We start from the raw sequence: 25,088 nt of genomic DNA on the forward strand, positions 1-25,088 counted from the left end.
TGGTCTTTTCTTGTTTGCTTGGGCGCGGGCCCTACGCCTCGCGGATGTAATTCCCTGCCTCGAATTCGACTGGCCCGGCATTGGCGTCGAACGACACGCCGATCGGGTCGCGGCCGGCGGCCACGGCCTCGAGCTGGTCAGAGAGCATCCGGCGGATCATCAGGACGCCGCGGTCGCTCTGGCCGAAGTGCTCTTCCGAATGAACCGTCACCGGCCCCTGGCCGACCTGGGCCTCGTAGTCGCCGGGAAATTGCTGGTGCTCCTGCTCCGTCATGTCCCACCAGAACTTGCCATTGAACTTCGAGCGCATGCGACCGATATCGCCTGACTTCTTGACCCGGCCGGCGACATAGATGCGGAATGAGGTGTCGTCGATCGGCAAGGTCCAGCCGATCGATTCGACGCGGGCGAATTGCGCGACCCGCGGATTCGGCACGACGCGGAGCGTGGGGAGGGCGGCTTCGGTGACGCGATAGAACACCTTGCCGTCGTCCTGCCGGCGGATCGAGCGCACCGCGACGCCACGCGGCGACATCTCGAACTTCACCTCGGGCATCGAGGCCATCATGGTGGTGAATTGCGGCCCTGAGAACGAGCCGTGCAGCACCGGCACATGATAGGGGTCGGCGACGTTCTCGAAATGCTGCAGCCAGTTGCAGGGGATCACGGCGGGCCCGCCGCCGCCGATCGAGGAATCATCGGCCTCGACGAATTCGCCGTCGTCCATATTCTCCAGGCACTCGTAGCGCGGCAGCACCGGCTTCTTATCTGCCGAGCCCATATAGGCGAAGATCAGGCCGTAGCGTTCCTGCACCGGATACCAGGGCTGGCGCACCTTGCCCTTGAACAGGCCGCCTTCGGGCTCGCAGGGCTGTTCGAGGCAGCGGCCCTCGGTGTCGAACTTCCAGCCGTGATAGCAGCAACGGATGCCGTCTTCCTCGACCTTGCCGTAATAGAGTGTGGTGCCGCGATGGCAGCAGCGCGCATGCAAGAGGCCCACCCGGCCATGCCGGTCGCGGAACAGGATCAGGTCTTCGCCGAGTGCACGGACTTTTCTGGGGATATCGGTGGCGTCGCCGACGAGGCCGATCGGGTGCCAGTAGCGGCGCAACAGCTCGCCCATCGGTGTGCCGCGGACGACCGAGGTGAGCTCGGTCCGGGTGGTGGACGGTTTCATCGCATAGGCCGTGCCGAGATCGCGGTCCCGCTGGGTGATGGTCATGCTGGTTTCCTCCCGCCGCCGGATTCTTGCCGCCGGTCGCTGTGTCGTTGACGAAGTCAACGATATATCGATGACAATGTCAACGATCTCGATTAACTTGGCAGCGGCAGGCTTTGTTGGCAGAGGTTGGCGATGACCGAGAAGCTCAGGACTGCGAGGGCCTTGCCGCCGGAAGCGGTGGTCGATGCCGAGCTGGCGCCGATCACCGCGATGATGTCGTCGCGGCTGATGGTGCTGGCGAATCTGCTCAGGCGCGGTGCGCTGCTGCGCTACAAGCGGCTGACCGGCCTCTCCTCGGTCGAGTTCGGCCTGGTTGCCTCGCTCGGTCGGCGGCCGCCGATGAGCGTGGTGCGGCTTGCCGAAGCCGTCGGCATGGACAAGGGCCAGATCAGCCGGGCGCTCGCCGAGCTCGTCGCGCGCAAGCTGGTCGCCAAGGCCGCCAATCCGCGTGACAATCGGGAAACACTTGTCTCCCTCACCAAGGCCGGGCTCGCCGCCCATGACGCCATTGTGGCCGGCGCGCAGGAGCGAAACCGGCGCCTGCTGGAACAGCTTGGTCCACAGGATCTTGAGCTGCTGCTCGGACATCTCGACCGCCTGACGCTGACCGCGGCCGAGATGCTCGCTGCCGAAAGGGAGCTGGGCTGATGCAGGGCACCGGGTGGCCGGCGCAGCGTTGCCCATTGAGGCAGCGCATCCGCCCGATGAGGCCATCAGCCCGCGGGAAGGGGCGGTAAAAGCGTCAAAATAGCTTGTCTTGCGCCCCCTGTTGCGCTGCGCTAAAGCCTCAAGAACAATTCCAATCAACGAATCTGCGGCACGTCCGAAACCGCAGCAAGAAGGCCTCGCCGATGACCGGCATCCTGCAGAATTATCTCCCACTTGTGGTCTTTATCGGGGTCGCGAGCCTGATCGGGCTGGCGCTCCTGATTGCGCCGTTCCTGGTCGCGTTCCAGTCGCCGGATCCGGAAAAGCTGTCCGCCTATGAATGCGGATTCAACGCTTTTGACGACGCCCGCATGAAGTTCGACGTCCGCTTCTATCTGGTGGCGATCCTCTTCATCATCTTCGATCTCGAAGTCGCGTTCCTGTTCCCGTGGGCAGTGGCGTTCGGAAAACTGGGCGCGACCGGCTTCTGGTCGATGATGGTGTTCCTGGCCGTACTGACGGTCGGGTTCGCGTATGAATGGAAGAAAGGCGCGCTCGAATGGGATTGAGCCCCACCGCCGCATCCTCGCAGCCGGCGATTGCGCAAGCTCCGAGAGGCATTCTCGATCCGTCGACCGGCAAGCCGGTCGGCGCCAATGATCCGTTTTTCCTCGAGGTCAATCACGAGCTGTCCGACAAGGGCTTCTTCGTCGCCGCGGCCGACGACCTCATCACCTGGGCGCGCACCGGCTCCCTGATGTGGATGACCTTCGGTCTCGCCTGCTGCGCAGTCGAGATGATGCAGGTCTCGATGCCGCGTTACGACGTCGAGCGCTTCGGCTTTGCGCCGCGCGCCTCGCCGCGGCAGTCCGACGTGATGATCGTCGCGGGCACGCTGACCAACAAGATGGCGCCCGCGCTGCGCAAGGTCTACGACCAGATGCCGGAGCCGCGCTACGTCATCTCGATGGGCTCCTGCGCCAATGGCGGCGGCTACTACCACTATTCGTACTCGGTGGTGCGCGGTTGCGACCGCATAGTGCCGATCGACATCTACGTGCCGGGCTGTCCGCCCACGGCGGAAGCGCTGCTCTACGGCGTGCTGCTGCTGCAGAAGAAGATCCGCCGTATCGGCACTATCGAACGCTAAGGTTTCAGGCATGGACGACGGCAAGCTCGACGCCCTTGGGCAGACGATCGTGAGCGCGCTTCCGGGCGCCGCCACGGCGCACTTGGTCGCGTTCAACCAACTCACTATCGACGTCGAGATTGGCAGAATCGTGGACGTCGTCACTTTTCTGCGTGACGATCCGAACTGCCGCTTCGTCAATTTCACCGACGCGACGGCGGTCGACTATCCGAGCCGCGAAAAGCGCTTCGATGTCGTCTATCATCTGCTGTCGCCGACGCTGAACACACGCATCCGAGTACGGGGGCAAGCCGACGAGACCACGCAGGTGCCGTCGATCATCGGCGTATTCCCCGGCGCCGACTGGTTCGAGCGCGAGACCTACGATCTCTACGGCGTGATCTTCATCGGCCACCCCGACATGCGCCGCCTGCTGACGGATTACGGCTTCGACGGCCATCCGCTGCGCAAGGATTTCCCGCTGACCGGCTTCGTCGAGGTTCGCTACGACGACCAGGAGAAGCGGGTGCTGTACGAGCCGGTCCGGCTCAACCAGGAATTCCGCAAGTTCGATTTCCTGTCGCCGTGGGAGGGGGCCGATTACCCCTTGCCGGGTGACGAAAAGGCGAAGGCGGAACCGAAGGCCTGATCATGAACGAACAGAATCTTCGTAATTTCACCATCAACTTTGGGCCGCAGCATCCGGCCGCCCACGGTGTTTTGCGTCTCGTGCTGGAGCTTGACGGCGAGGTCGTTGAACGCGTCGATCCGCATATCGGCCTGCTTCACCGCGGCACCGAAAAGCTGATCGAGCACAAGACCTATCTGCAGGCGATTCCGTATTTCGACCGGCTCGACTATGTCGCGCCGATGAACCAGGAGCATGCGTTCTGCCTCGCGGCCGAAAAGCTGCTCGGCATCACGGTGCCGCGCCGCGGCCAGCTGATCCGCGTGCTCTATTGCGAGATCGGCCGCATCCTGTCGCATCTGCTCAACGTCACCACGCAGGCGATGGACGTCGGCGCGCTCACCCCGCCGCTGTGGGGCTTCGAAGAGCGCGAAAAGCTGATGGTGTTCTACGAGCGTGCCTCGGGCTCGCGCATGCACGCGGCGTTCTTCCGGGTCGGCGGCGTGCACCAGGATCTACCACCGAAGCTGATCGACGATATCGAGGCGTGGTGCGATCCGTTCCTCAAGGTCGTCGACGACCTCGACACGCTGTTGACCGGCAACCGCATCTTCAAGCAGCGCAACGTCGACATCGGCGTGGTGCCGCTGAAGGAAGCCTGGGAGTGGGGTTTCTCCGGCGTGATGGTGCGCGGCTCGGGCGCGGCCTGGGACCTGCGCAAGTCGCAGCCCTATGAGTGCTACGCCGAGATGGAATTCGACATTCCGATCGGCAAGAACGGCGACTGCTACGGACCGCTACCTGATCCGCATGGAAGAGATGCGCCAGTCGGTACGCATCATGAAGCAGTGCATCCAGAAGCTGAAGGCTGCGGACGGCCAGGGCCCGGTCGTGGTCGAGGACAACAAGATCGCGCCGCCGCGCCGTGGTGACATGAAGCGCTCGATGGAAGCGCTGATCCATCATTTCAAGCTCTACACCGAAGGCGTGCACGTGCCGGCCGGCGAGGTCTACGCCGCGGTCGAGGCGCCGAAGGGCGAGTTCGGCGTCTATCTCGTCGCCGACGGCACCAACAAGCCCTACAAGTGCAAGATCCGCGCGCCGGGCTTCGCCCATCTGCAGGCGATGGATCACATCTGCAAGGGCCATCTGCTGGCCGACGTTTCCGCCATCCTTGGCTCGCTGGACATCGTGTTCGGCGAGGTCGACCGGTGATGATGTCCGCATCCGCACCGCCCGCAATGAGAGTTTGATCGATGTCCGTCCGCCGCCTTGCCCCGAAGGAATTGCAGCCCCGCGAGCTTCACGTTCACGGACGAGAATCTCGCTTGGGCCAAGAAGCAGATCGAGAAATATCCGCCGGGCCGTCAGGCCTCGGCTGCGATCGCGATCCTGTGGCGCGTGCAGGAACAGCATGACGGCTGGGTCTCGGAAGCGGCGATCCGCGCCGTCGCCGACCTGCTCGAGATGCCGCATATCCGCATGCTGGAGATCGCGACCTTCTACACCATGTTCCAGCTCTCGCCGGTCGGCAAGAAGGCGCATGTCCAGGTCTGCGGCACCACGCCATGCCGGCTGCGCGGCGCCGCCGACTTGATCGAGGTGTGCCAGCATCGCATCCATCACGATCCCTTCCAGCTGTCGAAGGACGGCAACTTTTCCTGGGAAGAGGTCGAGTGCCTAGGGGCCTGCGTGAACGCGCCGATGGTGCTGATCTGGAAGGACACCTATGAGGACCTGACCAAGGAAAGCTTCGGCAAGGTGCTAGACGGCTTTGCCGCCGGCAATCCGCCGAAGCCGGGTCCGCAGGTCGACCGTCAGTTCTCGGCGCCCGCAGGCGGGCCGACGACGCTGAAGGAAACCACCTGATGGGGGGCTTTCAGGTGCAGGCAAACGGGCAGGAATACAAGGTGGGGAGGGGCGCTGCGATGAAGGCCTGGCGCACGATCGCCCTGCATACCACTGTCGCGGCCGGCTTCATGTTCCTGCTGCAACGTTACGGCCTTAGCGCGACGCTGGAATCCAGCCTGTTGTGGGCCATCGTGTTCGGCGGCTGTGCCGCCGGGCTCGCTTACTCCCAAGCCAATCGGTGATGTTCGGAAAGTTTTGAGCATGCTCGACGACAAGGACCGCATCTTCAAGAACCTCTACGGCCTCCATGATTGGGGCCTCGAGGGCGCGCGCCGCAGAGGCGCCTGGGATGGCACCAAGGGGATCATCGACAAGGGCCGCGACTGGATCATCAACGAGATGAAGGCCTCGGGCCTGCGCGGCCGCGGCGGTGCGGGCTTTCCGACCGGCATGAAGTGGTCGTTCATGCCGAAGGAGTCCAAGGACGGCCGTCCGAGCTATCTCGTCGTCAATGCGGACGAGTCGGAGCCCGGAACCTGCAAGGACCGCGAGATCATGCGGCACGATCCGCATCTTTTGGTCGAAGGCTGCCTGCTCGCAAGCTTCGCTATGGGCGCGCATGCCTGCTACGTCTATATCCGCGGCGAGTTCATCCGCGAGCGCGAGCGGCTGCAGGCGGCGATCGACCAGGCCTATGAGGCCAAGCTGGTCGGCAAGGACAACATCAATGGCTGGCCGTTCGACATCTATGTCGCGCACGGCGCCGGCGCCTATATCTGCGGCGAGGAGACTGCGCTGCTCGAGAGCCTCGAGGGCAAGAAGGGCCAGCCGCGGCTGAAGCCGCCGTTCCCGGCCAATGTCGGCCTCTATGGTTGCCCGACCACCGTCAACAACGTCGAGTCGGTTGCGGTCGCGCCCGACATCCTGCGCCGCGGCGCCGCCTTGGTTCGCCGCCATCGGCCGGCCGAACAATGTCGGCACCAAGCTGTTCTGCATCTCCGGCCATGTCGAGCGCCCCTGCAACGTCGAAGAGGCGATGGGGATTCCGTTCCGCGAGCTGATCGAGAAGCATTGCGGCGGCATTCGCGGCGGCTGGGACAATCTGAAGGCCGTCATCCCGGGCGGCTCGTCGGTGCGCATGGTGCCGGCCGAGCAGATCATCGACACGCCGATGGATTTCGACAGTTTGAGCAAGCTGCGCTCGGGCCTCGGCACCGCGGCCGTGATCGTGATGGACAAGTCGACCGACCTGATCCGGGCGATCGCGCGCATCTCGTATTTCTACAAGCATGAGAGCTGCGGCCAGTGCACACCGTGCCGCGAGGGCACCGGCTGGATGTGGCGCGTCCTGACCCGCATGGCCGACGGCCGCGCCCACAAGCGCGAGATCGACATGCTGCTCGAAGTCACCAAGCAGGTCGAGGGCCACACCATCTGTGCGCTCGGCGACGCCGCGGCGTGGCCGATCCAGGGCCTGATTGCGCACTTCCGTCACGAGATTGAAGAGCGCATCGATCAGTATTCGCACAAGGCCGATCTCGACGATCAGGGCGTTCGTGATCCCGTCCACATGGTCGCGGCGGAGTAGAGAAGAGACATGAGCAAGATCATCGTCGATGGCAAAGAGATCGATGTGCCGCCGGAGTACACGCTGTTGCAGGCGTGTGAGGCGGCGGGCGCCGAGATTCCGCGCTTCTGCTATCACGAGCGGTTGTCGATCGCCGGCAATTGCCGGATGTGCCTGGTCGAGGTGAAGGGCGGCCCAAAGCCGGTCGCGAGCTGCGCCTGGGCCGTGCGCGACTGCCGTCCGGGACCGAAGGGTGAGCCGCCGGAAATCTCGACCCGTTCGCCGATGGTCAAGAAGGCGCGCGAAGGCGTGATGGAATTCCTGCTGATCAACCATCCGCTGGACTGCCCGATCTGCGACCAGGGCGGCGAGTGCGATCTTCAGGACCAGGCGATGGGCTACGGCGTCGACACCAGCCGTTTCGCCGAGAACAAGCGCGCGGTCGAGGACAAGTATCTCGGCGCGCTGGTCAAGACCTCGATGAACCGCTGCATCCAGTGCACGCGCTGCGTCCGCTTCTCCGCCGAAGTCTGCGGCGCGCCGGAAATGGGCGCGACCGGGCGCGGCGAGGACATGGAGATCACCACCTATCTCGAGCAGGCGCTGAGCTCGGAGCTACAGGGCAATCTCGTCGATATCTGTCCGGTCGGTGCGCTGACCTCGAAGCCCTATGCTTTCGCGGCGCGCCCCTGGGAGCTCGGCAAGACGCAGTCGGTCGACGTCATGGACGGCGTCGGATCGGCTATCCGCGTCGACACCCGCGGCCGCGAGGTGATGCGCATCCTGCCGCGCATCAACGAGGCGGTGAACGAGGAGTGGATCTCCGACAAGACCCGCCACGTCGTCGACGGCCTGCGCACGCAGCGCCTCGACCGTCCGTATGTGCGCGAGAACGGCCAGCTCAAGCCAGCGACCTGGCAGGAAGCATTTGCCGCGATCGCCGCCAAGGCCGGCCGGACCGACGGCAAGCGGATCGGCGCGATCGCGGGCGATCTCGCCGCGGTCGATGAAATGTATGCGCTGAAGGAGCTGCTCGCGAAGTTCGGCTCGGTCAATCGGGCAGTGCAGGGCGGCGACGCTTTTGACGCCAAGGCCGGCCGCGGCTCCTATATCTTCAACCCGACGATTGCCGGCATCGACCAGGCCGACGCGATCCTGATCATCGGCTCGCATCCGCGCAAGGAAGCCGCGGTACTGAACGCGCGGATCCGCAAGCGCTGGCGCACCGGCGGGCTGAAGGTCGGCATGATCGGCGCCAAGGCCGATTTCACCTACGACCATGACTATCTCGGTGCGGGCACCGACACGCTCGCCGATCTCGTGGCCGGCAAGCACTCCTTTGCCGACGTGCTGAAGAACGCCAAGACCCCGATCATCCTGGTCGGCGCCGGCGCCTACGCCAGGCATGACGGCGGGGCGGTGCTGGCGCAGGCGGCCAAGCTCGCCGTCGATGTCGGTGCGCTGAAGGACGGCTGGAACGGCTTTGCCGTGCTGCAGGACACCGCCTCGCGCGCCGGGGCGCTCGATATCGGCTTCTCGCCTTCGGCCGGTGGCCTGACCACGGCGCAGATGACGACCTTCGGGACCCTCGACGTGCTGTTCCTGCTCGGCGCCGACGAGATCAAGGTCCCGGATGGCACCTTCGTCGTCTATATCGGCACCCATGGCGACCAGGGCGCGCACCGCGCCGACGTCATCCTGCCGGGCGCCGCCTATACCGAAAAGTCGGGAATCTACGTCAACACAGAGGGCCGGGCGCAGATCGCCAACCGCGCCGCGTTCCCGCCGGGAGAAGCCCGCGAGGACTGGGCGATCATCCGCGCGCTGTCCGACGTGCTCGGCAAGAAGCTGCCGTTCGACTCGCTGCAGGCGCTGCGCCAGGCGATGTTCAAGACCACTCCGCATCTGATGCGGCTCGACCAGATCGAGGCCGGCAAGGCCGACGACGTCAAGGCGCTGGCCGGCAAGGGCGGCAGCGTCGACAAGGCGGCATTCAAGCCGACCGTCGAGGATTTCTATCTGACCAACCCGATCGCGCGGGCCTCTGCCGTGATGGCGGAATGCTCGCGGCTGGCGTCGGGCCGAATGCTGACGGCAGCGGAGTGAGCGTGACCTGATGGCTGAATTCTTCGCAAGCGCGTTCTGGACCGGCTTCCTCTGGCCGCTGATCATCATGGTCGCGGAAAGCCTGTTGCTGCTCGTCGTGCTGCTGATCGCGATCGCCTACATCCTGCTCGCCGACCGCAAGATCTGGGCGGCGGTGCAGATCCGCCGCGGCCCCAACGTGGTCGGCCCGTTCGGATTGCTGCAATCCTTCGCCGACCTCTTGAAGTTCGTGCTGAAGGAGCCGGTGATTCCGTCCGGCTCCAACAAGGGCGTGTTCCTGCTGGCGCCGCTGGTTTCGTGCATCCTGGCGCTGGCCGCCTGGGCCGTGATCCCGTTCAACCTCGGCTGGGTGATTTCCGACATCAATGTCGGCATTCTCTACATCTTCGCGATCTCGTCCTTGTCGATCTACGGCATCATCATGGCCGGCTGGTCGTCGAACTCGAAATACCCGTTCCTGGCCGCGCTGCGCTCGGCGGCGCAGATGGTGTCCTATGAAGTCTCGATCGGCTTCGTCATCATCACCGTCTTGCTCTGCGTCGGCTCGCTGAACCTGTCGGCCGTGGTCGAGGCCCAGAACACCCGCGGTCTGGCGCACCTGATCGGCCTGCCGCAGCTCACCATCCTGAACTGGTATGTGTGGCCGCTGTTCCCGATGTTCGTGGTGTTCTACGTTTCGGCGCTGGCGGAAACCAACCGTCCGCCATTCGATCTCGTCGAAGCTGAATCCGAACTGGTCGCGGGCTTCATGACCGAATACGGCTCGACCCCGTATCTCCTGTTCATGCTCGGCGAGTATGTCGCGATCACCACGATGTGCGCGCTGGCGTCGATCCTGTTCCTGGGCGGCTGGCTGCCGCCGGTCAACCTGCCGCCGTTCACCTGGATTCCGGGCATCGTCTGGTTCGCCCTCAAGGTGTTCTTCATGTTCTTCATGTTCGCGATGGCGAAGGCGATCGTGCCGCGCTACCGCTACGATCAACTGATGCGGCTCGGCTGGAAGGTGTTCCTGCCGCTGTCGCTGGCGATGGTGGTGATCGTGGCCGGTGTGCTGCAGTTCGCCGGCATCGCGCCGAAGTGAGGTCGTCATGAGTGTCAACGTCAACGCAACAGCCCGCTCGCTTCTGCTCTCTGAATTCGTCTCGGCGTTCGTTCTCGCCATGCGCTATTTCTTCAAGCCGAAGCCGACGCTGAATTATCCCTTCGAGAAGGGGCCGATCTCGCCGCGCTTCCGCGGCGAGCACGCGCTGCGCCGTTATCCGAACGGCGAGGAGCGCTGTATCGCCTGCAAGCTGTGCGAGGCGATCTGCCCGGCGCAGGCGATCACGATCGAGGCCGGCCCACGCCGCAACGACGGCACTCGCCGCACGGTGCGCTACGACATCGACATGGTGAAGTGCATCTATTGCGGCCTGTGCCAGGAGGCATGCCCGGTGGACGCCATCGTCGAGGGACCGAATTTCGAATTCGCGACCGAGACCCGCGAGGAACTCTACTATGACAAGGCGAAGCTGCTCGCCAATGGCGACCGCTGGGAGCGCGAGATTGCGAAGTCGATCGCGCTCGACGCGGCGTACCGGTGAGGTGAGGGCATGATCCTTCCGGCGCTGTTCTTCTACCTGTTTGCCGCGGCTTGCGTGGCCTCGGCGGTCATGGTGATTGTCTCGCGCAATCCCGTGCACTCCGTGCTGTACCTGATCCTGGCGTTCGTCAACGCCTCGGGCCTGTTCATCCTGATGGGCGCCGAGTTCCTCGGGATGATGCTGATCGCCTAAACCAATAACACCCCTGGTCTATGTCGGCGCGGTCGCGGTGCTGTTCCTGTTCGTGATCATGATGCTCGACGTCGACTTCGTCGAATTGCGCGAGGGCTTCATGCAGTACCTGCCGATCGGCATCGTGATCGGCGGCATCTTCCTGTTCGAGCTGCTGCTGGTGGTCGGCGCCTGGGTGATCAACCCGTCCGTGACCAAGACGATCACGGCGGCGATCCCGACCAATATCAGCAACACCGAGGCGCTCGGCCTCGTGCTCTACACGAAGTACATCCATTACTTCCAGCTCGCCGGCATGGTGCTCCTGGTCGCGATGATCGGTGCCATCGTGCTGACGCTGCGCCACAAGGCCAACGTCAAGCGGCAGAACATCAACGTGCAGAACGCGCGCACGCCCGACATGGCGATGGCGATGCGCAAGGTGGCGTCGGGGCAGGGCCTGCAGGATGCGGACGCGGCGGAGTGGGTGAAATGACGATCGGGCTGGGGCACTATCTGGCGGTCGGCGCGATCCTGTTCACGCTCGGGATCCTCGGCATCTTCCTGAACCGCAAGAACATCATCGTCATCCTGATGTCGATCGAGCTGATCCTGCTCTCGGTGAACATCAACTTGGTGGCGTTCTCGACGTTCCTCGGCGATATCGTCGGCCAGGTGTTCGCGCTGCTGGTGCTGACGGTGGCCGCCGCCGAGGCCGCGATCGGCCTTGCCGTGCTGGTGGTGTATTTCCGCAACCGCGGTTCGATCGCGGTTGAAGACGTCAATCTGATGAAGGGCTAATCCGGCGATGATACAGGCAATCGTATTTCTGCCTCTGCTGGGAGCCATTCTCGCGGGGATCATCTCGCTGGTCGGCGCGCATGCGCGCTGCCCGAGCGGCGACACCGTCGACCATCACGACGATGCGCATGGCGAGGCCCATGCGTCGGCGGCCCATAATGATCACGTTGGTGACGATCACGGCCACGACGACCACCATGTCGCCGAGCCGCCGGCGGCCGGATCGCGGCTGGCCGAGCTGATCACCACGGGCTTGCTGTTCGTCTCGGCGGCACTGTCCTGGTTCACGCTGGTCGATGTCGGCTTCATGCATCATGACGCGCGCGTCGTGCTGCTGCCCTGGATCACCTCGGGCGACCTGCAGGTGGCCTGGACGCTGCGGGTCGATACCCTGACGGCGGTGATGCTGGTCGTGGTCAACACCGTGTCCGCGCTGGTCCACCTCTATTCCATCGGCTACATGGACGAGGACCCGAACCGGCCGCGCTTCTTCGGCTATCTCTCGCTGTTCACCTTCGCGATGCTGATGCTGGTGACCTCGGACAACCTCGTGCAGCTGTTCTTCGGCTGGGAGGGCGTCGGTCTCGCGAGCTACCTGCTGATCGGGTTCTGGTACCAGAAGCCGTCGGCCAATGCGGCGGCGATCAAGGCGTTCGTGGTCAACCGCGTCGGCGACTTCGGCTTCGCGCTCGGCATCTTCGCGATCTTCGCGCTGGTCGGCTCGACCGACTTCGAGACCATCTTCCATGCCGCGCCCGGGCTGACCGGCAAGACCATCGACTTCTTCGGCTGGCACCCTGACGCGCTGACGCTGACCTGTCTGTTCCTGTTCATGGGCGCGATGGGCAAGTCGGCCCAGTTCCTGCTACACACCTGGTTGCCGGACGCGATGGAAGGCCCGACCCCCGTGTCGGCGCTGATCCATGCCGCGACCATGGTCACCGCCGGCGTCTTCATGGTGGCGCGGCTGTCGCCGCTGTTCGAGCTGTCGCCGACCGCGCAAGCGGTGGTGATGTTCTTCGGCGCGACTACGGCCTTCTTCGCCGCCACGATCGGCCTCGTGCAGAACGACATCAAGCGCATCGTCGCGTACTCGACCTGTTCGCAGCTCGGCTACATGTTCGTGGCGATGGGAGCGGGGGCCTATTCGGTCGGCATGTTCCATTTGTTCACGCACGCCTTCTTCAAGGCCCTGCTGTTCCTCGGTTCCGGCTCGGTGATCTACGCGATGCACCATGAGCAGGACATCCGCAACATGGGCGGCCTGTGGCGCAAGATCCCGTACACGTTCGCGGTGATGTGCATCGGCACCCTGGCGCTGACCGGATTCCCGCTGTTTGCCGGCTACTTCTCCAAGGACGCGATCATCGAGGCGGCCTATGCGGCGCACAACCCGTTCGCGACTTACGCCTATCTCTTGACCATTTTGGCCGCCGGCCTGACCTCGTTCTACTCCTGGCGTCTGATCTTCAAGACGTTCTTCGGCGAGCCGCACGACCAGAAGCACTATGAGGCCGCGCATGAGAGCCCGGTGTGGATGCTGGTGCCGATCGGCGTGCTCGCCGCCGGCTCGATCCTCGCGGGCCTTCCGTTCAAGGAAGTGTTCGCCAGCCCGCACGGCGTCGAGGAGTTTTTCCGCGAGTCCGTGAAGATGAACCCGCATATCCTCGAGGACATGGAGCACATGCCGAGCTGGCTCGCGCCGCTGCCCACCGTCATGATGGCGCTCGGCCTGTTCATCTCGTACCTGTTTTACATCCGCAGGCCGTATCTGCCGGTCGAGCTCGCGAACCAGCAGCCGATGCTGTACCAGTTCCTGCTCAACAAATGGTACTTCGACGAGCTGTACGACTGGATCTTCGTGCGCCCGGCGAAGTGGCTCGGCTACACGCTGTGGAAAAAGGGCGACGGCTTCGTCATCGACGGCTTCGGTCCGGACGGCGTCTCGGCCCGCGTGCTCGACGTCACCCGCAACGTCGTGAAATTGCAGACCGGCTACCTCTATCACTACGCGTTCGCGATGCTGATCGGGGCCGCCGGATTGATCACCTGGTTCATGTTCGGCTTGGGAGGCCAGTAAATGACAACCTGGCCCATCCTTTCCGTCACGACCTTCCTGCCGGCGGTCGGCGCGATCCTGGTCTACCTCTTGGCGCGGGGCGGCGACGAGACCGCGAGCCGCGCGGCGCGCTGGATCGCGCTGTGGACCACGCTGATCACCTTCGCGGTGTCGCTGATGATCCTGGTGGCGCGTTTCGATCCCGCGCAGACCGACTTCCAGTTCGTCGAGAAGACGTCCTGGCTCGCCACCGGCATCACCTATCACATGGGCATCGACGGCATCTCGCTGCCGCTGATCATCCTGACCACCGCGATCATGCCGCTCTGCATCATCGCGAGCTGGAAGTCGGTGACGCAGCGCGTCAGCGAATACATGATGGCGTTCCTGATCCTGGAAACGTTGATGGTCGGCACCTTCTCGGCGCTCGACCTCGTGCTGTTCTATCTGTTCTTCGAGGGCGGCCTGATCCCAATGTTCCTGATCATCGGCGTCTGGGGCGGTCCGCGCCGGGTCTACGCCTCGTTCAAGTTCTTCCTCTATACGTTCCTCGGCTCGGTCTTGATGCTGCTCGCCATCATGGCGCTGTACTGGAACGCCGGCACCACCGACATCCCGACCCTGATGCACACCGCGGTGCCGCGCTCGATGCAGACCTGGGCGTGGCTCGCCTTCTTCGCCTCGTTCGCGGTGAAGATGCCGATGTGGCCGGTGCACACCTGGTTGCCTGATGCGCACGTCGAGGCGCCGACGGCGGGCTCGGTGATCCTGGCCGCGATCCTGCTGAAGATGGGCGGCTACGGCTTCCTGCGCTTCTCGCTGCCGATGTTTCCGCTGGCCTCGCACGACTTCGCGCCGTTCGTGTTCACGCTGTCGGTCATCGCCATCATCTACACCTCGCTGGTGGCGATGATGCAGGAGGACATGAAGAAGCTCATCGCGTACTCCTCGGTCGCGCATATGGGCTTCGTCACCATGGGCATCTTCGCGGTGACCACGCAGGGTGTCGCCGGCGGCATGTTCCAGATGATCTCGCACGGCATCGTCTCCGGCGCGCTGTTCCTCTGCGTCGGCATCGTCTACGACCGCATGCACACCCGCGAGATCGCGGCCTATGGCGGCCTCGTCAACCGGATGCCGCTCTACGCGATGACCTTCATGGTCTTCACCATGGCCAATGTCGGTCTGCCGGGCACGAGCGGATTCGTCGGCGAGTTCATGACCTTGCTCGGCACCTTCAAGATATCGCTGCCGACGGCGTTCTTCGCCACCACGGGCGTGATCCTGTCGGCCTGCTACGCGCTCTGGCTCTACCGCAAGGTGGTGTTCGGCGCGCTGGTCAAGCCGTCGCTGATGTCGATCAAGGATCTGACCTTCCGCGAATGCGTGACGCTGTTCCCGCTGATCGCGCTGACCATCCTGTTCGGCGTCTATCCGAAGCCGGTGCTCGACATGTCGGCCGCCTCGGTGCAGCAGCTCGTCAACAATTACAACACCGCCGTGACTGCCGTGAAGGCAGCCGCGCTGGTTACGCAGTAAGGCCTTAGCCCATGAGCTTTTCCAGTGCAGGTTATCAGTTGCAGCCGGTGCTGCCGGAGCTGGTGCTCGCGGTCGGCGCCATGGTGCTGTTGATGATCGGAGCCTATCGCGGGCAGGGCACGACCCGGCTGATCACCGCGCTCGCGGTGTGTCTGCTGGTGCTGACCGGCGTGCTGGAGCTCTGGCTGCCGGCCGGCAAGCTCGTCACCTTCGGCGGCAGCTTCATCGTCGACGACTTCGCCCGCTTCCTGAAGATCCTCGCTTTGATCGCCTCGGCGGCAACGTTGATCCTGTCGACCGAGTACCTGTCCCAGCCGTCGACCCGCAATTTCGAGTTCTCGATCCTGGTGCTGCTGTCGACGCTCGGCATGATGGTGCTGATCTCGGCCGGCGACCTGATTTCGCTCTATCTCGGCCTCGAGCTGATGAGCCTTGCGCTCTACGTCGTCGCCGCCAGCCAGCGCGACAATGCCAAGTCGAGCGAGGCCGGCCTGAAGTATTTCGTGCTCGGCGCGCTGTCGTCGGGCATGCTGCTCTACGGCGCCTCGCTGATCTACGGCTTCACCGGCACCGTCAGCTTCGCCGGCATCGCGGCGGCCGCGACCACGGGCAGCATCGGCATCGTGTTCGGCCTGGTGTTCCTGCTCGCCGGCCTCTGCTTCAAGGTCTCGGCGGTGCCGTTCCACATGTGGACGCCGGACGTCTATGAGGGCGCACCGACCCCGGTGACGGCGTTCTTCGCCTCGGCCCCGAAGGTCGCGGCGCTCGCCGTGTTCACCCGTGCGACGCTGACCGCGTTCCCGGGCATCGTTACCCAGTGGCAGCAGATCCTGGTGTTCGTGGCGATCGCCTCGATGGCGCTGGGCTCGTTCGCCGCGATCGGCCAGTCCAACATCAAGCGGCTGATGGCCTATTCCTCGATCGGCCATATGGGCTTTGCGCTGGTCGGCCTCGCCTCCGGCACGGTCGAGGGCGCGCAGGGCGTCTTGATCTACATCGCGATCTATGTCGCGATGACGCTCGGCACCTTCTCGATCATCCTTGCCATGAAGCGCAACGGCCACGCGCTGGAGCAGATCAGTGATTTCGCCGGCCTGTCCCGCACCAACCCGCTGATCGCCTTCGTCTTCGCGATGCTGCTGTTCTCGCTGGCCGGCGTGCCGCCGCTCGCCGGCTTCTTCGGCAAATGGTACGTGTTCGTCGCCGCGATCAAGGCCAATCTGTTCACGCTCGCGGTGATCGGCGTGCTGACCAGCGTGGTGGGCGCGTTCTATTATCTGTCGATCGTCAAGGTGATGTATTTCGACCAGCCGCTCGGCAAGCTCGACCCGGTCCGCGTCGAGCTGCGCACCGTGCTGGCGGTCGCAGGCATCTTCAATATCTTCTTCTTCGCCTATCCGGGACCGCTGGTGAGCGTGGCCACGGCGGCGGCGAAGTCGCTGTTCTAAAGTGTTTTCGAGCGAAGTGGACACCGGTTCGCGTGAAGAAAACGCGTCAAAAAAACAACTCAGGGCCGCATCACGCGGCCCTGACGCGTATGATTCCGGACACGGAGGCTGGCTTTCGGACCGGATCATGCGCATAACCTTGACATGACCTTTACGCTCGGACCTCGGGCCATTGCGGCGGGCTATAAGCTCGCCGCCTTCGATCAGATCGGCTCGACCAATGCCGAGGCGATGCTGCGCGCGCGCGATGGCGAACGCGGGCCGATGTGGTTCGTGACGCCGGAGCAGACCGCTGGCCGCGGACGCCGTCAGCGGGTCTGGGTCGCACCGCGCGGCAATCTCGCCAGCAGCATTCTCGAGGTGACCGACGTTCAGCCGGCGGTTGCCGCGACGCTCGGCTTTGCCGCGGGGCTGTCGCTCGAAGCCGCGTTGCGGAAGGTCAGCATCGAGGCGGCGCTGCGGCTCGGGCCGGACAGCCCGAAATTCACCCTGAAATGGCCGAACGACGTGCTGGCCAACGGCAAGAAGCTCTCGGGCATCCTGCTGGAGGCCGAGGCGGTCGGCGACCGGCTTGCAGTCGTCGTCGGCATCGGCACCAACGTCATTGCGGCGCCCGAGGGCACGCCGACGCCTGCGGTATCGCTCGCTGCACTCGGCATCCAGATCGGTGCGGAAGAGCTGTTTGTGGCATTGTCGGATGCTTGGGTCGAGTTTCGCGGCATCTGGGACGATGGCCGCGGCTTTCCGGAGATCCGCAGGCTGTGGCTGGAGCGCGCAGCCGGCCTCGGCGACAGGGTCGCGGTCCAGACCGGCACGACGACCGTTGAAGGTACCTTTGACACCATCGACGACACCGGCTGCCTGATCGTCCGCACCGCGGCCGGGCAGCGCTTGCCCGTAACGGCCGGCGAGGTCTATTTCGGCACCGCAGCCACAGTGAGGGCGAACTGATGGCGCGACCTGACGAGCTTACCTTTGCACCGCTCGGCGGCGTCGGCGAGATAGGCATGAATTTGTCGATCTATGGGCTCGGCAACCGCCACCAGCGCTCGTTCCTCGCGGTCGATCTCGGCGTCTCCTTTGGCGACGAGGAGCATCTTCCGGGCATCGACCTGATCATGCCGGATGTCCGCTTCCTGGAGAAGGAGCGCAACAATCTGATGGGCCTCGTGCTGACGCACGCTCATGAGGACCATTTCGGCGCGATCATCGATCTCTGGCCGAAGCTCGGCTGCAAGATCTACGCGACGCAATTCAGCGCGGCGCTGTTCGAGGCCAAATGCGCCGCCGAGCGCAATCCGCCGAAGATCCCGATCACCGTGATCCCGTCGGGCGGGCGGGTCGATATCGGCCCGTTCAATGTCGAGTTCATCCCGGTCGCGCATTCGATTCCGGAATCGCATGCGCTGGCGATCAAGACCGATGTCGGCACCGTGCTGCATACCGGCGATTGGAAGATCGATCCGACCCCGATCATCGGCCTGCCGACCGACGAGCGGCGGTTGCGCGAGCTCGGTGACGAAGGCGTGCTGGCGCTGGTCGGCGATTCCACCAACGCGGTGCGTGACGGGCGCTCGCCCTCGGAGACCGAGGTTGCCGCCACCATCAAGAAGCTGGTCAAGGCGGCCAAGGGCCGGGTCGCGGTCACGACTTTCGCCTCCAATGTCGCCCGCGTGAGGGCGGTGGCGGACGCCGCAAACGCTGCCGATCGCGAGGTCGTCGTGGTCGGCCGCGCCATGGAGCGGGTGGTGCAGGTCGCGCGCGAATGCGGCTATCTCGACGGCTCGCACAAGTTCCGCAGCGCCGACTATTACGGCCATTTCCCGGCCGACAAGGTGCTGGCGCTGTGCACCGGCAGCCAGGGCGAACCCCGAGCCGCGCTAGCGCGGATCGCTAATGACGACCATCCGCAGGTGACCCTGAACCGGGGGGACACCGTGATCTTCTCCTCCCGCACCATTCCCGGCAACGAGAAGGCGGTCGGCGGCATCATCAACGGGCTGGTGACCCAGGGCGTCGAAATCATCACCGACCGCGAGCATCTGGTGCACGTCTCCGGCCATCCGCGCCGCGACGAGCTGCGCGACATGATCTCCTGGGTGCGACCGCAGCTCCTGATCCCGGTGCATGGCGAGGCGCTGCATCTCGCCGAGCACGCCAAGCTGGCGCGTGCCGCGGGCGTCCCCAAGGTGCTGACCTGCCGCAACGGCGACCTCGTCAAGCTCGGGCCCGGCGATCCCGGCATCGTCGGCGAAGTGCCGTCGGGGCGGCTCTACAAGGACGGAACCATCCTTGAGGATTCCAAGTCGCGCGCCGTGGTCGAGCGGCGGCGGATGGGTTTTGCCGGCTGCGCCTTCGTCGCCGTCGCCATGACCGCGCAGGGCGAGATGGTCGATGATCCCGAAGTTGATCTCGTCGGCATGCCGGAGAAAAATGCCGCGGGCGAATTGTTCGACGACATCGTGTTCGATGTCGTGGTATCGACGATCGAGGGCCTGCCCCGGCCGCGGCGCCGCGATCCGGACGCACTCGGGGAATCGGTGCGCCGTGCGGTGCGGGCCGCGCTGAACGAGCAGTGGGGCAAGAAGCCGATCTGCGTCGTGCACGTTCTGACGGTCTGACACACGCCTTTAAGGCGTGCGCAACGACAAAGGGAGAGAGATATGCTGGGCCGCCTCAATCACGTCGCCATCGCGGTCAAGGACGCCAGGCAGGCCGCCAAGATCTACGGCACGGCCTTCAATGCCGAGATTTCCGATGCGGTGCCGCTGCCGGAGCATGGCGTCATCACCGTGTTCGTGACGCTCCCCAACACCAAGATCGAGTTCATCGAGCCGCTCGGCGAGGCCTCGCCGATCGCGAAGTTCGTCGAGCGCAACGCCGATGGCGGTATCCACCATGTCTGCTACGACGTGCCCGACATCATCGCCGCCCGCGACCGCATGATCGCCGAGGGCGCGCGGGTGCTGGGCGACGGCCAGCCGAAGATCGGCGCACACGGCAAGCCGGTGCTGTTCTTCCACCCCAAGGACTTTTCCGGCGCCTTGGTCGAGATCGAACAGGCCTGAGCCCACATGGTGTACCAGATCTCCACCGGGCTTGCGATCTACTTCGTCCTTTGGTGGCTCGTGCTGTTCCTGACGCTGCCGTTCGGCATTCGCAGCCAGCATGAGGACGGCGTCGGCGCGCCCCGGCACCGATCCCGGCGCGCCGATCCTGGCGCGGATGGGCCGCAAGCTGCTGTGGACCACGCTGATCTCGGCCGTGATCTTCGTGATTGCGATGTGGGCCTATTATTCCGGCTATCTCTCGATTGAGCGGCTGTCGAAGCTAATGGGGATGCCGTTCTAGAGCGCCGAGTTCGTGAACGGCACGGTTAGGTTTGCTCCGGCCGAAACCATTCGGGTGAAGGGCCCGAAATTGCCTCGACCTCGGGCACGAAGCTGCGATCAAGCGCTGCAACTAGCGTTGCCAGATTGTCGACGATTTGCGTCCACCGCTCGGTGCTGCCGATCGGAAACTGGCTCGGCAACTCGACCCCTCTCACTTCACCACGAACCGCGCGGCGCGAGGCATGGAGCGGCAGCGTGGCCTTGAAGCCATGCCCGTTCACCATGCCGATCACCTGCATGAAGGCCGCGACCGAACTGTTCCAGCTGCCAACATCGACCTGAAGCCTGACAGTGAGATTGCCCGGAGTGCGCCGCTGTAGCCTGAATGATCCGCTCTCGCCGCGGCAATCGTAGCCGAGTGGCGTGAAGGCCCGAACGAGATCAGGCTTCTTGGGGCCGGCGCTCGGGCTCCCGCCGGGGGGTGTCGCAGCCACGTTCTCGACCTGATGTGGCAGATCGTGCGGAAGTGTATCGAGCAGCTCGGTCATCTTCGCCCGATACCCACGCACGACCGTGCGGATGGCGTCGTCCATGTCCGGAGTCAAGCCGCCGGGGGACACGGCAGCCGCCGTGGCGGCGGGTGTCGCGACCATCGGCACCTGGATCGTCTTTCGCACCTTGCCGCAGGCTGAGAGCAAGGTTGCGAGATCGGCCGGGGGAGCCGGCAATTTCTTCGCCTGCGGATCGGCTTCGACAATGCGCAGCGCGGCGAGCGACCGCTGCCGCCCATTCACCCACCACTTGTCGTGCACGCTGATGCCGGGCGAGGTCGGGTGCCCTGCGCCGATGTCGACGCCGGCGCGCATCAGGCCCCGGAGCGTCTGAAGGTCAGGCTGAGCGGGCAATTGCGGACCGTCGGAAAAGCCGGGCACCGAGAAATGCAGGTCGATGGCGTGGCATGGAAATGACTTCGGGACGCCCTGTGCGATCTCCTTGAGGATCGCGAAGTCGATCGCCTCGACGGCGCCAGTTTCGGTCACGTTCGACAGCACCCGCGCTTCCGCCTTGCCAGGGCCAACCGAGCCGGTCGTCCGCACGAAGCGCTCCAATTCCGGCCAGCGCTTGACCACCCTGGCGATACTGGAAATGCGCTTCGTCCCCGCGATCGCTTGCACGGCGGCGATCTCGGCGGTGAGCGGGGGATCGGACAGCCTGAGACGTACCGTCGGCTCGCCAAACCCGGCGGCAAGGAAGCCTGCGTGGACTTGCTCGACCATATCGACGAGCGGGTCCTTGCGGCTGGCCGCGAATACCGAGAATACGGCGACGAGCATTGCGTCCTCGACTCGGAAATACATCGTACGTTCTGAAACAACGCCGGCCGGATGGGGTCTGATCGATCCCTGGCTTTAGGGACTTCGTCTGGAGCATTGCGGCGCGTCCCGTCGCCTGCGATTGTGGGCGTCGAACCGGACCGTCAGCCCTTGCGGCAGCCTGCCCGGAATAGCACAACGAGCGGCCAATGGCTCGGGCTCAAGTATTGGGGAGGCGACCACGATGAACCTGCAGGCCCAGCCAGGCTCCGGGCAGAGCGCCTATCGAATCCTGCGCGAAGCCGATCTGCGCGACTATCTCGCGAGCCTTCCCGCCATCGTTACCCAACTCGGTGGAGCGCCGACCGACTGGTCGATCAGCGAGGTCGGCGACGGCAATCTCAACCTCGTCTTCATCGTCATGGGCAACAGCGGCGGCATCGCGGTCAAGCAGGCACTGCCTTATGTGCGGCTGGTCGGCGAGAGCTGGCCGCTGCCGCTGTCGCGGGCACATTATGAACATCTGGCGCTGGTGCATCAGGCGCGACTGGCGCCGAGGCTCGTGCCGGCGGTGCTGCACCACGACGCGCCGCTCGCGCTCACCGCGATGGAGCTGCTCGAGCCGCACATCATCATGCGCAAAGGGCTGATCGGCGCCACGCGCTATCCGCGCTTTGTCGAGGATATCTCGACCTTCCTGGCGCAGACGCTGTTCTTCACGTCCGATCTGGCGCTGTCGGCCGCGGAAAAGAAGCAGGGGATCGCCGATTTCGCCGGCAACCACGCGCTCTGCAAGATCACCGAGGATTTGATCTTCACCGATCCCTATCGCATCGCTGAGCAGAACCGCTGGACCGCACCGTATCTCGACGCGACGGCGGCGGCGTTCCGCGAGGATCTCGACCTGCACGTCGCGATCTCCAGGCTCAAGCTGAAGTTCATGGCGAGCCCGGAGGCGCTGCTGCACGGCGATCTGCACACCGGTTCGATCATGGTGACCGACAGCGAGACCAAGGTGATCGATCCCGAATTCGCCTTCTATGGCCCAATGGGCTTCGACATCGGCGCCGTGATCGGCAATCTCCTGATGGCCTATCTGGCCTCCGCCGGCCATGAGCGCACGGCGGGCAAGCGCGCGTCGTTCGAGGCGTGGCTCTTGGAAACCATCGAAGGCGTCTGGACCGAGTTCTCTCGCAAGTTTCTCGTGCTGTGGCGCAACGAGGCCAAGGGCGACGGCTATCCGCTGTCGCTGTTCGCAGGCGAGGCCGGCGCCGCGCGGCTGGAGGCGGAACGACAGAGCTACATGGCGCGGCTGTTTCAGGACACGGTCGGCTTTGCCGCGGCCAAGACCATCCGGCGCATTCTTGGCCTTGCGCACAACATCGATTTCGAATGGATCGCGGACGAGAAGCAGCGCGCGATCTGCGAGGCGCGCAGCCTCAAGCTCGCGCGCAACATGATGCTGGAAGCAGCGTCCTATACGACGATCGGCACAGTCACCTACGCCGCGCGCGAGCTGCGCCACTGGCAGCCGGATTTCGCCAGGTGATCTGGTGAGCATCGATCGTCGCGTACGGCAAGGATTGGCAAGGATTGTTTGGCAGGCCGTCTGCGGACGATGAGGTGCTGTCCCTGACGGTCGCGGTAGTCGCTGGTATCTTGTCATCCCTCGAGTGCCTACAGCTCAGGAACGACGATCCAGCCGCCGCGGCATGAGCTAGCTTTCGGCCGGACGTACGAAACAGAGAATGCCGGCCTCAGGCGTGAAACAGACCACAGCGCGGTTCGTCGGATTGTCGGTTCTGTCGATGATCCGGTTCGGCGGGACCCGCAGCCAGAATGGCTTCGACATTTTCCAGCGACCATCGATCAATACCTCGTAGCCGTCTCGGTCCTGTCGGAACTCTACCGTTCTACAATCCGCAATCGAGCAGCACGACGCACCGGTGCCTGGTTGCCTGAGGCTCTCAAACCATGGGGCAAGCGTGGCATTCGGGCTATCGGGCGGTGCTGCTACCGCGGCCTGACTTAGAGCAAGCCCGGCCGCGACCGCCATCTTCCAGCCGATCCTCTCACGGTGTGCCCTCGACGCTGACAAAGGAGTAGCCCTCCGCTGCCCCCCAGAGGTTAGCGAATATTTAGGCCATTGCCACGGCGCTTGAGTACGGAATTAACCATGAGCGAGTCGACGCGAGCGATGAGGGGCACAACTTCGACTCCTGACCTGGAGCGAACATCAGAGCTCTGTCGCTGGCGAAAATCACCGAAGGCAGCGGCACGCTGCGGGCGATCGGCGTTGCGCTCGAGCAACACCCTTTGGAAAAGCGTAGGGTCAACGGCTTCCGCCCATTGCGCGTTTCCATTTTGATCCAAATGATCGACCCCGTCGCGTGCTTGGCTGTGCAACAGGGCTCGGATCGAGCCTTTGGAGGCTTCGGGATGATGAACCCGCGGCGAATTGCGACGGTGACGCCGGAGTTGTGCGGGACGGTCGTTCTCGCAAGTTGGCTCTTTGCCTGGCTTGCCGGCTCTGCCGGCATCGGGAACACCGGAGCAGTGCCCATCGAGGGACTAGCACCATCTCTCGCCGCCAATGCCGAACTGGCTGATGCGCGACAGGCAACTGCAGTCGCCAACGTGAACGCTGACGTGGCGATGGCTGCCGAACCCGTGACGTGGCCGGCCTCCGACGCGACGGCCGCGCCGCAGGCAGGCGTCATGGGCAGCGCTGTCGCCAACGCCGATGCGGCGATGGCGGTTGAATCGATGCCGGAGCCGCCGGCCCCTGATGCGATAGCGACCTTGAGCGGACCGAAATCAATCGTCGTGGCTGCGTTGCCGGATTCGTCGCAGATGCTGTCGGTTGAAACATCGCCGGAGCAGACGGCGACAGCGAGGACGCCTCCAGTGTCGAGCGACACCAAGGAGGCCGCGAGACCCCTGGATATTTTCGAAGAGTGCCTCGTCGTTAATGTCTGCATCGACCGGTACCTGTGGGCGCTCTACGAGCGGACGCCCAAGGAAGACACCATCAGCATACAAGAGCAGCGGAAAGTAACGGTCAAAAGGAAGCGCAAGACGGTGACCGTCACCAGGACATTCAGCAGGCGCGTCGATAACGATTTCACGTGGAAAGATCCGAAGGCGGCGGAAAGAATGGGCATGCCGATGATCGACTACGTGATTGGAGGGGTGGATCGGGGCTTCAAGCTCAAGCTCTTTCATGCGCTCTACGCGGCGGAGCAGGCCGGGTTGTCGCCCGGGATAACCAGTGCGTTCCGCGATGACTACCGTCAATCGATCGCGAGCGGCTTGAAGGCGGCGTCCGACAAGTCATACCATGGAGGGAGCTTCCGCGGTGGCTACGGCCACGGGCTTGCCGCTGATATCGTGAGCGTCAAAGGCGCGACGCGCGCGGAGCGTTGGGTTTCCACTGAGGCCCTTTGGAAATGGATCGATGCGCGCGGATCGGATTTTGGAATCGGACGACCATATCTCGATCGAGATCCACCGCATGTCGCGCCGATAGACGGCAAGGAATACGCCGCTCACCGCGGCGGGACGAAAGCTCAACACGCCGAAGCGGATGTCAAGAAGCGCAACCGGGGCGCTCTGCAGGTCGCGGCGAAACGATCAAAAACCGCAAAAGCGTCGAAGGGGAGAACGATCTGATCGGGTTCGGCTGCGCCTT

General features: G+C 64.2%; 20 protein-coding genes and 5 pseudogenes. 22 read left to right on the plus strand and 3 right to left on the minus strand.

What is annotated here, in order from left to right; translation table 11 throughout:
• Positions 1 to 31 precede the first annotated feature (31 nt).
• Entirely contained in the window at positions 32 to 1,222 is a 1,191-nt protein-coding gene (locus ACVWW1_RS08980; RefSeq protein WP_456655548.1) for a Rieske 2Fe-2S domain-containing protein, read from the minus strand.
• Between the two features lie 132 nt (positions 1,223 to 1,354).
• Between ACVWW1_RS08980 and ACVWW1_RS08985 the strand changes: the two genes are divergently transcribed.
• From ACVWW1_RS08985 to ACVWW1_RS09080, 20 genes and pseudogenes are all read left to right on the plus strand, one after another.
• Complete coding sequence (locus ACVWW1_RS08985) at positions 1,355 to 1,870, plus strand: MarR family winged helix-turn-helix transcriptional regulator (RefSeq protein ID WP_173642780.1); 516 nt, start codon at positions 1,355 to 1,357, stop codon at positions 1,868 to 1,870.
• A 203-nt stretch (positions 1,871 to 2,073) separates the two neighbouring features.
• Positions 2,074 to 2,439 (plus strand): NADH-quinone oxidoreductase subunit A, encoded by a 366-nt coding sequence (locus tag ACVWW1_RS08990; protein WP_018271860.1) that lies wholly within the window; start codon positions 2,074 to 2,076, stop codon positions 2,437 to 2,439.
• Positions 2,430 to 3,020: a NuoB/complex I 20 kDa subunit family protein gene (locus tag ACVWW1_RS08995; RefSeq protein ID WP_050402390.1), complete on the plus strand. Its 591-nt coding sequence runs from the start codon at positions 2,430 to 2,432 to the stop codon at positions 3,018 to 3,020. Before ACVWW1_RS08990 ends, ACVWW1_RS08995 begins: the two co-directional genes overlap by 10 nt.
• Before the next feature lie 10 nt (positions 3,021 to 3,030).
• Positions 3,031 to 3,648, plus strand: coding sequence for an NADH-quinone oxidoreductase subunit C (locus tag ACVWW1_RS09000; RefSeq protein ID WP_456655549.1), 618 nt, complete (start codon positions 3,031 to 3,033; stop codon positions 3,646 to 3,648).
• A gap of 2 nt (positions 3,649 to 3,650) precedes the next feature.
• Positions 3,651 to 4,842, plus strand: a pseudogene (locus ACVWW1_RS09005) (NADH-quinone oxidoreductase subunit D).
• A gap of 41 nt (positions 4,843 to 4,883) precedes the next feature.
• Positions 4,884 to 5,496 (plus strand): annotated as a pseudogene (gene nuoE, locus ACVWW1_RS09010) (NADH-quinone oxidoreductase subunit NuoE).
• Positions 5,496 to 5,720: a hypothetical protein gene (locus ACVWW1_RS09015; RefSeq protein ID WP_207829785.1), complete on the plus strand. Its 225-nt coding sequence runs from the start codon at positions 5,496 to 5,498 to the stop codon at positions 5,718 to 5,720. Before nuoE ends, ACVWW1_RS09015 begins: the two are co-directional and overlap by 1 nt.
• Positions 5,721 to 5,739: 19 nt before the next feature.
• A pseudogene (nuoF, locus tag ACVWW1_RS09020) lies at positions 5,740 to 7,066 on the plus strand (NADH-quinone oxidoreductase subunit NuoF).
• Between the two features lie 9 nt (positions 7,067 to 7,075).
• Entirely contained in the window at positions 7,076 to 9,151 is a 2,076-nt protein-coding gene (nuoG, locus tag ACVWW1_RS09025; protein ID WP_456655550.1) for an NADH-quinone oxidoreductase subunit NuoG, read from the plus strand.
• Between the two features lie 10 nt (positions 9,152 to 9,161).
• Positions 9,162 to 10,232, plus strand: a complete 1,071-nt coding sequence (nuoH, locus tag ACVWW1_RS09030; RefSeq protein ID WP_298369394.1) for an NADH-quinone oxidoreductase subunit NuoH — start codon at positions 9,162 to 9,164, stop codon at positions 10,230 to 10,232.
• Between the two features lie 7 nt (positions 10,233 to 10,239).
• The gene (nuoI, locus tag ACVWW1_RS09035) at positions 10,240 to 10,734 is read left to right on the plus strand and encodes an NADH-quinone oxidoreductase subunit NuoI (RefSeq protein WP_456655551.1); all 495 of its coding nucleotides are present in this window, start codon (positions 10,240 to 10,242) and stop codon (positions 10,732 to 10,734) included.
• 9 nt (positions 10,735 to 10,743) lie between these two features.
• Positions 10,744 to 11,401, plus strand: a pseudogene (locus ACVWW1_RS09040) (NADH-quinone oxidoreductase subunit J).
• Positions 11,398 to 11,706, plus strand: a complete 309-nt coding sequence (gene nuoK, locus ACVWW1_RS09045) for an NADH-quinone oxidoreductase subunit NuoK (RefSeq protein WP_027537255.1) — start codon at positions 11,398 to 11,400, stop codon at positions 11,704 to 11,706. The pseudogene ACVWW1_RS09040 and the gene nuoK overlap by 4 nt, the downstream one beginning before the upstream one ends.
• A gap of 7 nt (positions 11,707 to 11,713) precedes the next feature.
• Positions 11,714 to 13,786 (plus strand): NADH-quinone oxidoreductase subunit L, encoded by a 2,073-nt coding sequence (gene nuoL / locus ACVWW1_RS09050; RefSeq protein WP_207829782.1) that lies wholly within the window; start codon positions 11,714 to 11,716, stop codon positions 13,784 to 13,786.
• On the plus strand, positions 13,787 to 15,304 hold the full coding sequence (locus ACVWW1_RS09055) for an NADH-quinone oxidoreductase subunit M (RefSeq protein ID WP_456655552.1): 1,518 nt from the start codon (positions 13,787 to 13,789) through the stop codon (positions 15,302 to 15,304).
• A gap of 11 nt (positions 15,305 to 15,315) precedes the next feature.
• Positions 15,316 to 16,752: an NADH-quinone oxidoreductase subunit NuoN gene (nuoN, locus tag ACVWW1_RS09060; protein WP_456655553.1), complete on the plus strand. Its 1,437-nt coding sequence runs from the start codon at positions 15,316 to 15,318 to the stop codon at positions 16,750 to 16,752.
• A gap of 144 nt (positions 16,753 to 16,896) precedes the next feature.
• Entirely contained in the window at positions 16,897 to 17,703 is an 807-nt protein-coding gene (locus ACVWW1_RS09065; protein WP_176531019.1) for a biotin--[acetyl-CoA-carboxylase] ligase, read from the plus strand.
• Positions 17,703 to 19,373, plus strand: coding sequence for a ribonuclease J (locus ACVWW1_RS09070; protein ID WP_207829779.1), 1,671 nt, complete (start codon positions 17,703 to 17,705; stop codon positions 19,371 to 19,373). The genes ACVWW1_RS09065 and ACVWW1_RS09070 overlap by 1 nt, the downstream gene beginning before the upstream one ends.
• Positions 19,374 to 19,415: 42 nt before the next feature.
• Positions 19,416 to 19,820 carry a methylmalonyl-CoA epimerase gene (gene mce, locus ACVWW1_RS09075; RefSeq protein WP_092114633.1) on the plus strand — a complete coding sequence of 135 codons (405 nt, stop codon included), beginning with the start codon at positions 19,416 to 19,418 and terminating at the stop codon, positions 19,818 to 19,820.
• Between the two features lie 6 nt (positions 19,821 to 19,826).
• A pseudogene (locus tag ACVWW1_RS09080) lies at positions 19,827 to 20,103 on the plus strand (DUF1467 family protein).
• Positions 20,104 to 20,128: 25 nt separating this feature from the next.
• Here the strand turns inward: ACVWW1_RS09080 and ACVWW1_RS09085 are convergent.
• Positions 20,129 to 21,418, minus strand: coding sequence for a hypothetical protein (locus ACVWW1_RS09085; protein ID WP_456655554.1), 1,290 nt, complete (start codon positions 21,416 to 21,418; stop codon positions 20,129 to 20,131).
• A 223-nt stretch (positions 21,419 to 21,641) separates the two neighbouring features.
• Between ACVWW1_RS09085 and mtnK the strand changes: the two genes are divergently transcribed.
• On the plus strand, positions 21,642 to 22,946 hold the full coding sequence (gene mtnK, locus ACVWW1_RS09090; protein ID WP_456655555.1) for an S-methyl-5-thioribose kinase: 1,305 nt from the start codon (positions 21,642 to 21,644) through the stop codon (positions 22,944 to 22,946).
• A gap of 168 nt (positions 22,947 to 23,114) precedes the next feature.
• On the opposite strand, the gene ACVWW1_RS09095 is transcribed toward mtnK, so the two are convergent.
• Positions 23,115 to 23,453 (minus strand): hypothetical protein, encoded by a 339-nt coding sequence (locus ACVWW1_RS09095; protein ID WP_456655556.1) that lies wholly within the window; start codon positions 23,451 to 23,453, stop codon positions 23,115 to 23,117.
• Positions 23,454 to 23,770: 317 nt separating this feature from the next.
• Between ACVWW1_RS09095 and ACVWW1_RS09100 the strand changes: the two genes are divergently transcribed.
• The gene (locus ACVWW1_RS09100; RefSeq protein WP_456655557.1) at positions 23,771 to 25,069 is read left to right on the plus strand and encodes a peptidase M15; all 1,299 of its coding nucleotides are present in this window, start codon (positions 23,771 to 23,773) and stop codon (positions 25,067 to 25,069) included.
• Positions 25,070 to 25,088 lie beyond the last annotated feature (19 nt).

It is taken from the genome of Bradyrhizobium sp. JR3.5, from assembly GCF_054057015.1.

Excerpts from the sequence above, each read along its gene's own strand:
- ACVWW1_RS08990 (WP_018271860.1), top strand. The coding sequence starts at position 2,074 with ATGACCGGCATCCTGCAGAATTATCTCCCACTTGTGGTCTTTATCGGG.
- ACVWW1_RS09070 (WP_207829779.1), top strand. The coding sequence starts at position 17,703 with ATGGCGCGACCTGACGAGCTTACCTTTGCACCGCTCGGCGGCGTCGGC.
- ACVWW1_RS09065 (WP_176531019.1), top strand. The coding sequence starts at position 16,897 with ATGACCTTTACGCTCGGACCTCGGGCCATTGCGGCGGGCTATAAGCTC.
- ACVWW1_RS09085 (WP_456655554.1), bottom strand. The coding sequence starts at position 21,418 with ATGCTCGTCGCCGTATTCTCGGTATTCGCGGCCAGCCGCAAGGACCCG.
- ACVWW1_RS09100 (WP_456655557.1), top strand. The coding sequence starts at position 23,771 with ATGATCGACCCCGTCGCGTGCTTGGCTGTGCAACAGGGCTCGGATCGA.
- ACVWW1_RS09095 (WP_456655556.1), bottom strand. The coding sequence starts at position 23,453 with ATGGCGGTCGCGGCCGGGCTTGCTCTAAGTCAGGCCGCGGTAGCAGCA.
- ACVWW1_RS08985 (WP_173642780.1), top strand. The coding sequence starts at position 1,355 with ATGACCGAGAAGCTCAGGACTGCGAGGGCCTTGCCGCCGGAAGCGGTG.
- ACVWW1_RS08995 (WP_050402390.1), top strand. The coding sequence starts at position 2,430 with ATGGGATTGAGCCCCACCGCCGCATCCTCGCAGCCGGCGATTGCGCAA.
- nuoI (WP_456655551.1), top strand. The coding sequence starts at position 10,240 with ATGAGTGTCAACGTCAACGCAACAGCCCGCTCGCTTCTGCTCTCTGAA.
- nuoN (WP_456655553.1), top strand. The coding sequence starts at position 15,316 with ATGAGCTTTTCCAGTGCAGGTTATCAGTTGCAGCCGGTGCTGCCGGAG.
- nuoL (WP_207829782.1), top strand. The coding sequence starts at position 11,714 with ATGATACAGGCAATCGTATTTCTGCCTCTGCTGGGAGCCATTCTCGCG.
- ACVWW1_RS08980 (WP_456655548.1), bottom strand. The coding sequence starts at position 1,222 with ATGACCATCACCCAGCGGGACCGCGATCTCGGCACGGCCTATGCGATG.
- nuoG (WP_456655550.1), top strand. The coding sequence starts at position 7,076 with ATGAGCAAGATCATCGTCGATGGCAAAGAGATCGATGTGCCGCCGGAG.
- ACVWW1_RS09000 (WP_456655549.1), top strand. The coding sequence starts at position 3,031 with ATGGACGACGGCAAGCTCGACGCCCTTGGGCAGACGATCGTGAGCGCG.
- nuoH (WP_298369394.1), top strand. The coding sequence starts at position 9,162 with ATGGCTGAATTCTTCGCAAGCGCGTTCTGGACCGGCTTCCTCTGGCCG.
- mce (WP_092114633.1), top strand. The coding sequence starts at position 19,416 with ATGCTGGGCCGCCTCAATCACGTCGCCATCGCGGTCAAGGACGCCAGG.
- mtnK (WP_456655555.1), top strand. The coding sequence starts at position 21,642 with ATGAACCTGCAGGCCCAGCCAGGCTCCGGGCAGAGCGCCTATCGAATC.
- ACVWW1_RS09055 (WP_456655552.1), top strand. The coding sequence starts at position 13,787 with ATGACAACCTGGCCCATCCTTTCCGTCACGACCTTCCTGCCGGCGGTC.
- ACVWW1_RS09015 (WP_207829785.1), top strand. The coding sequence starts at position 5,496 with ATGGGGGGCTTTCAGGTGCAGGCAAACGGGCAGGAATACAAGGTGGGG.
- nuoK (WP_027537255.1), top strand. The coding sequence starts at position 11,398 with ATGACGATCGGGCTGGGGCACTATCTGGCGGTCGGCGCGATCCTGTTC.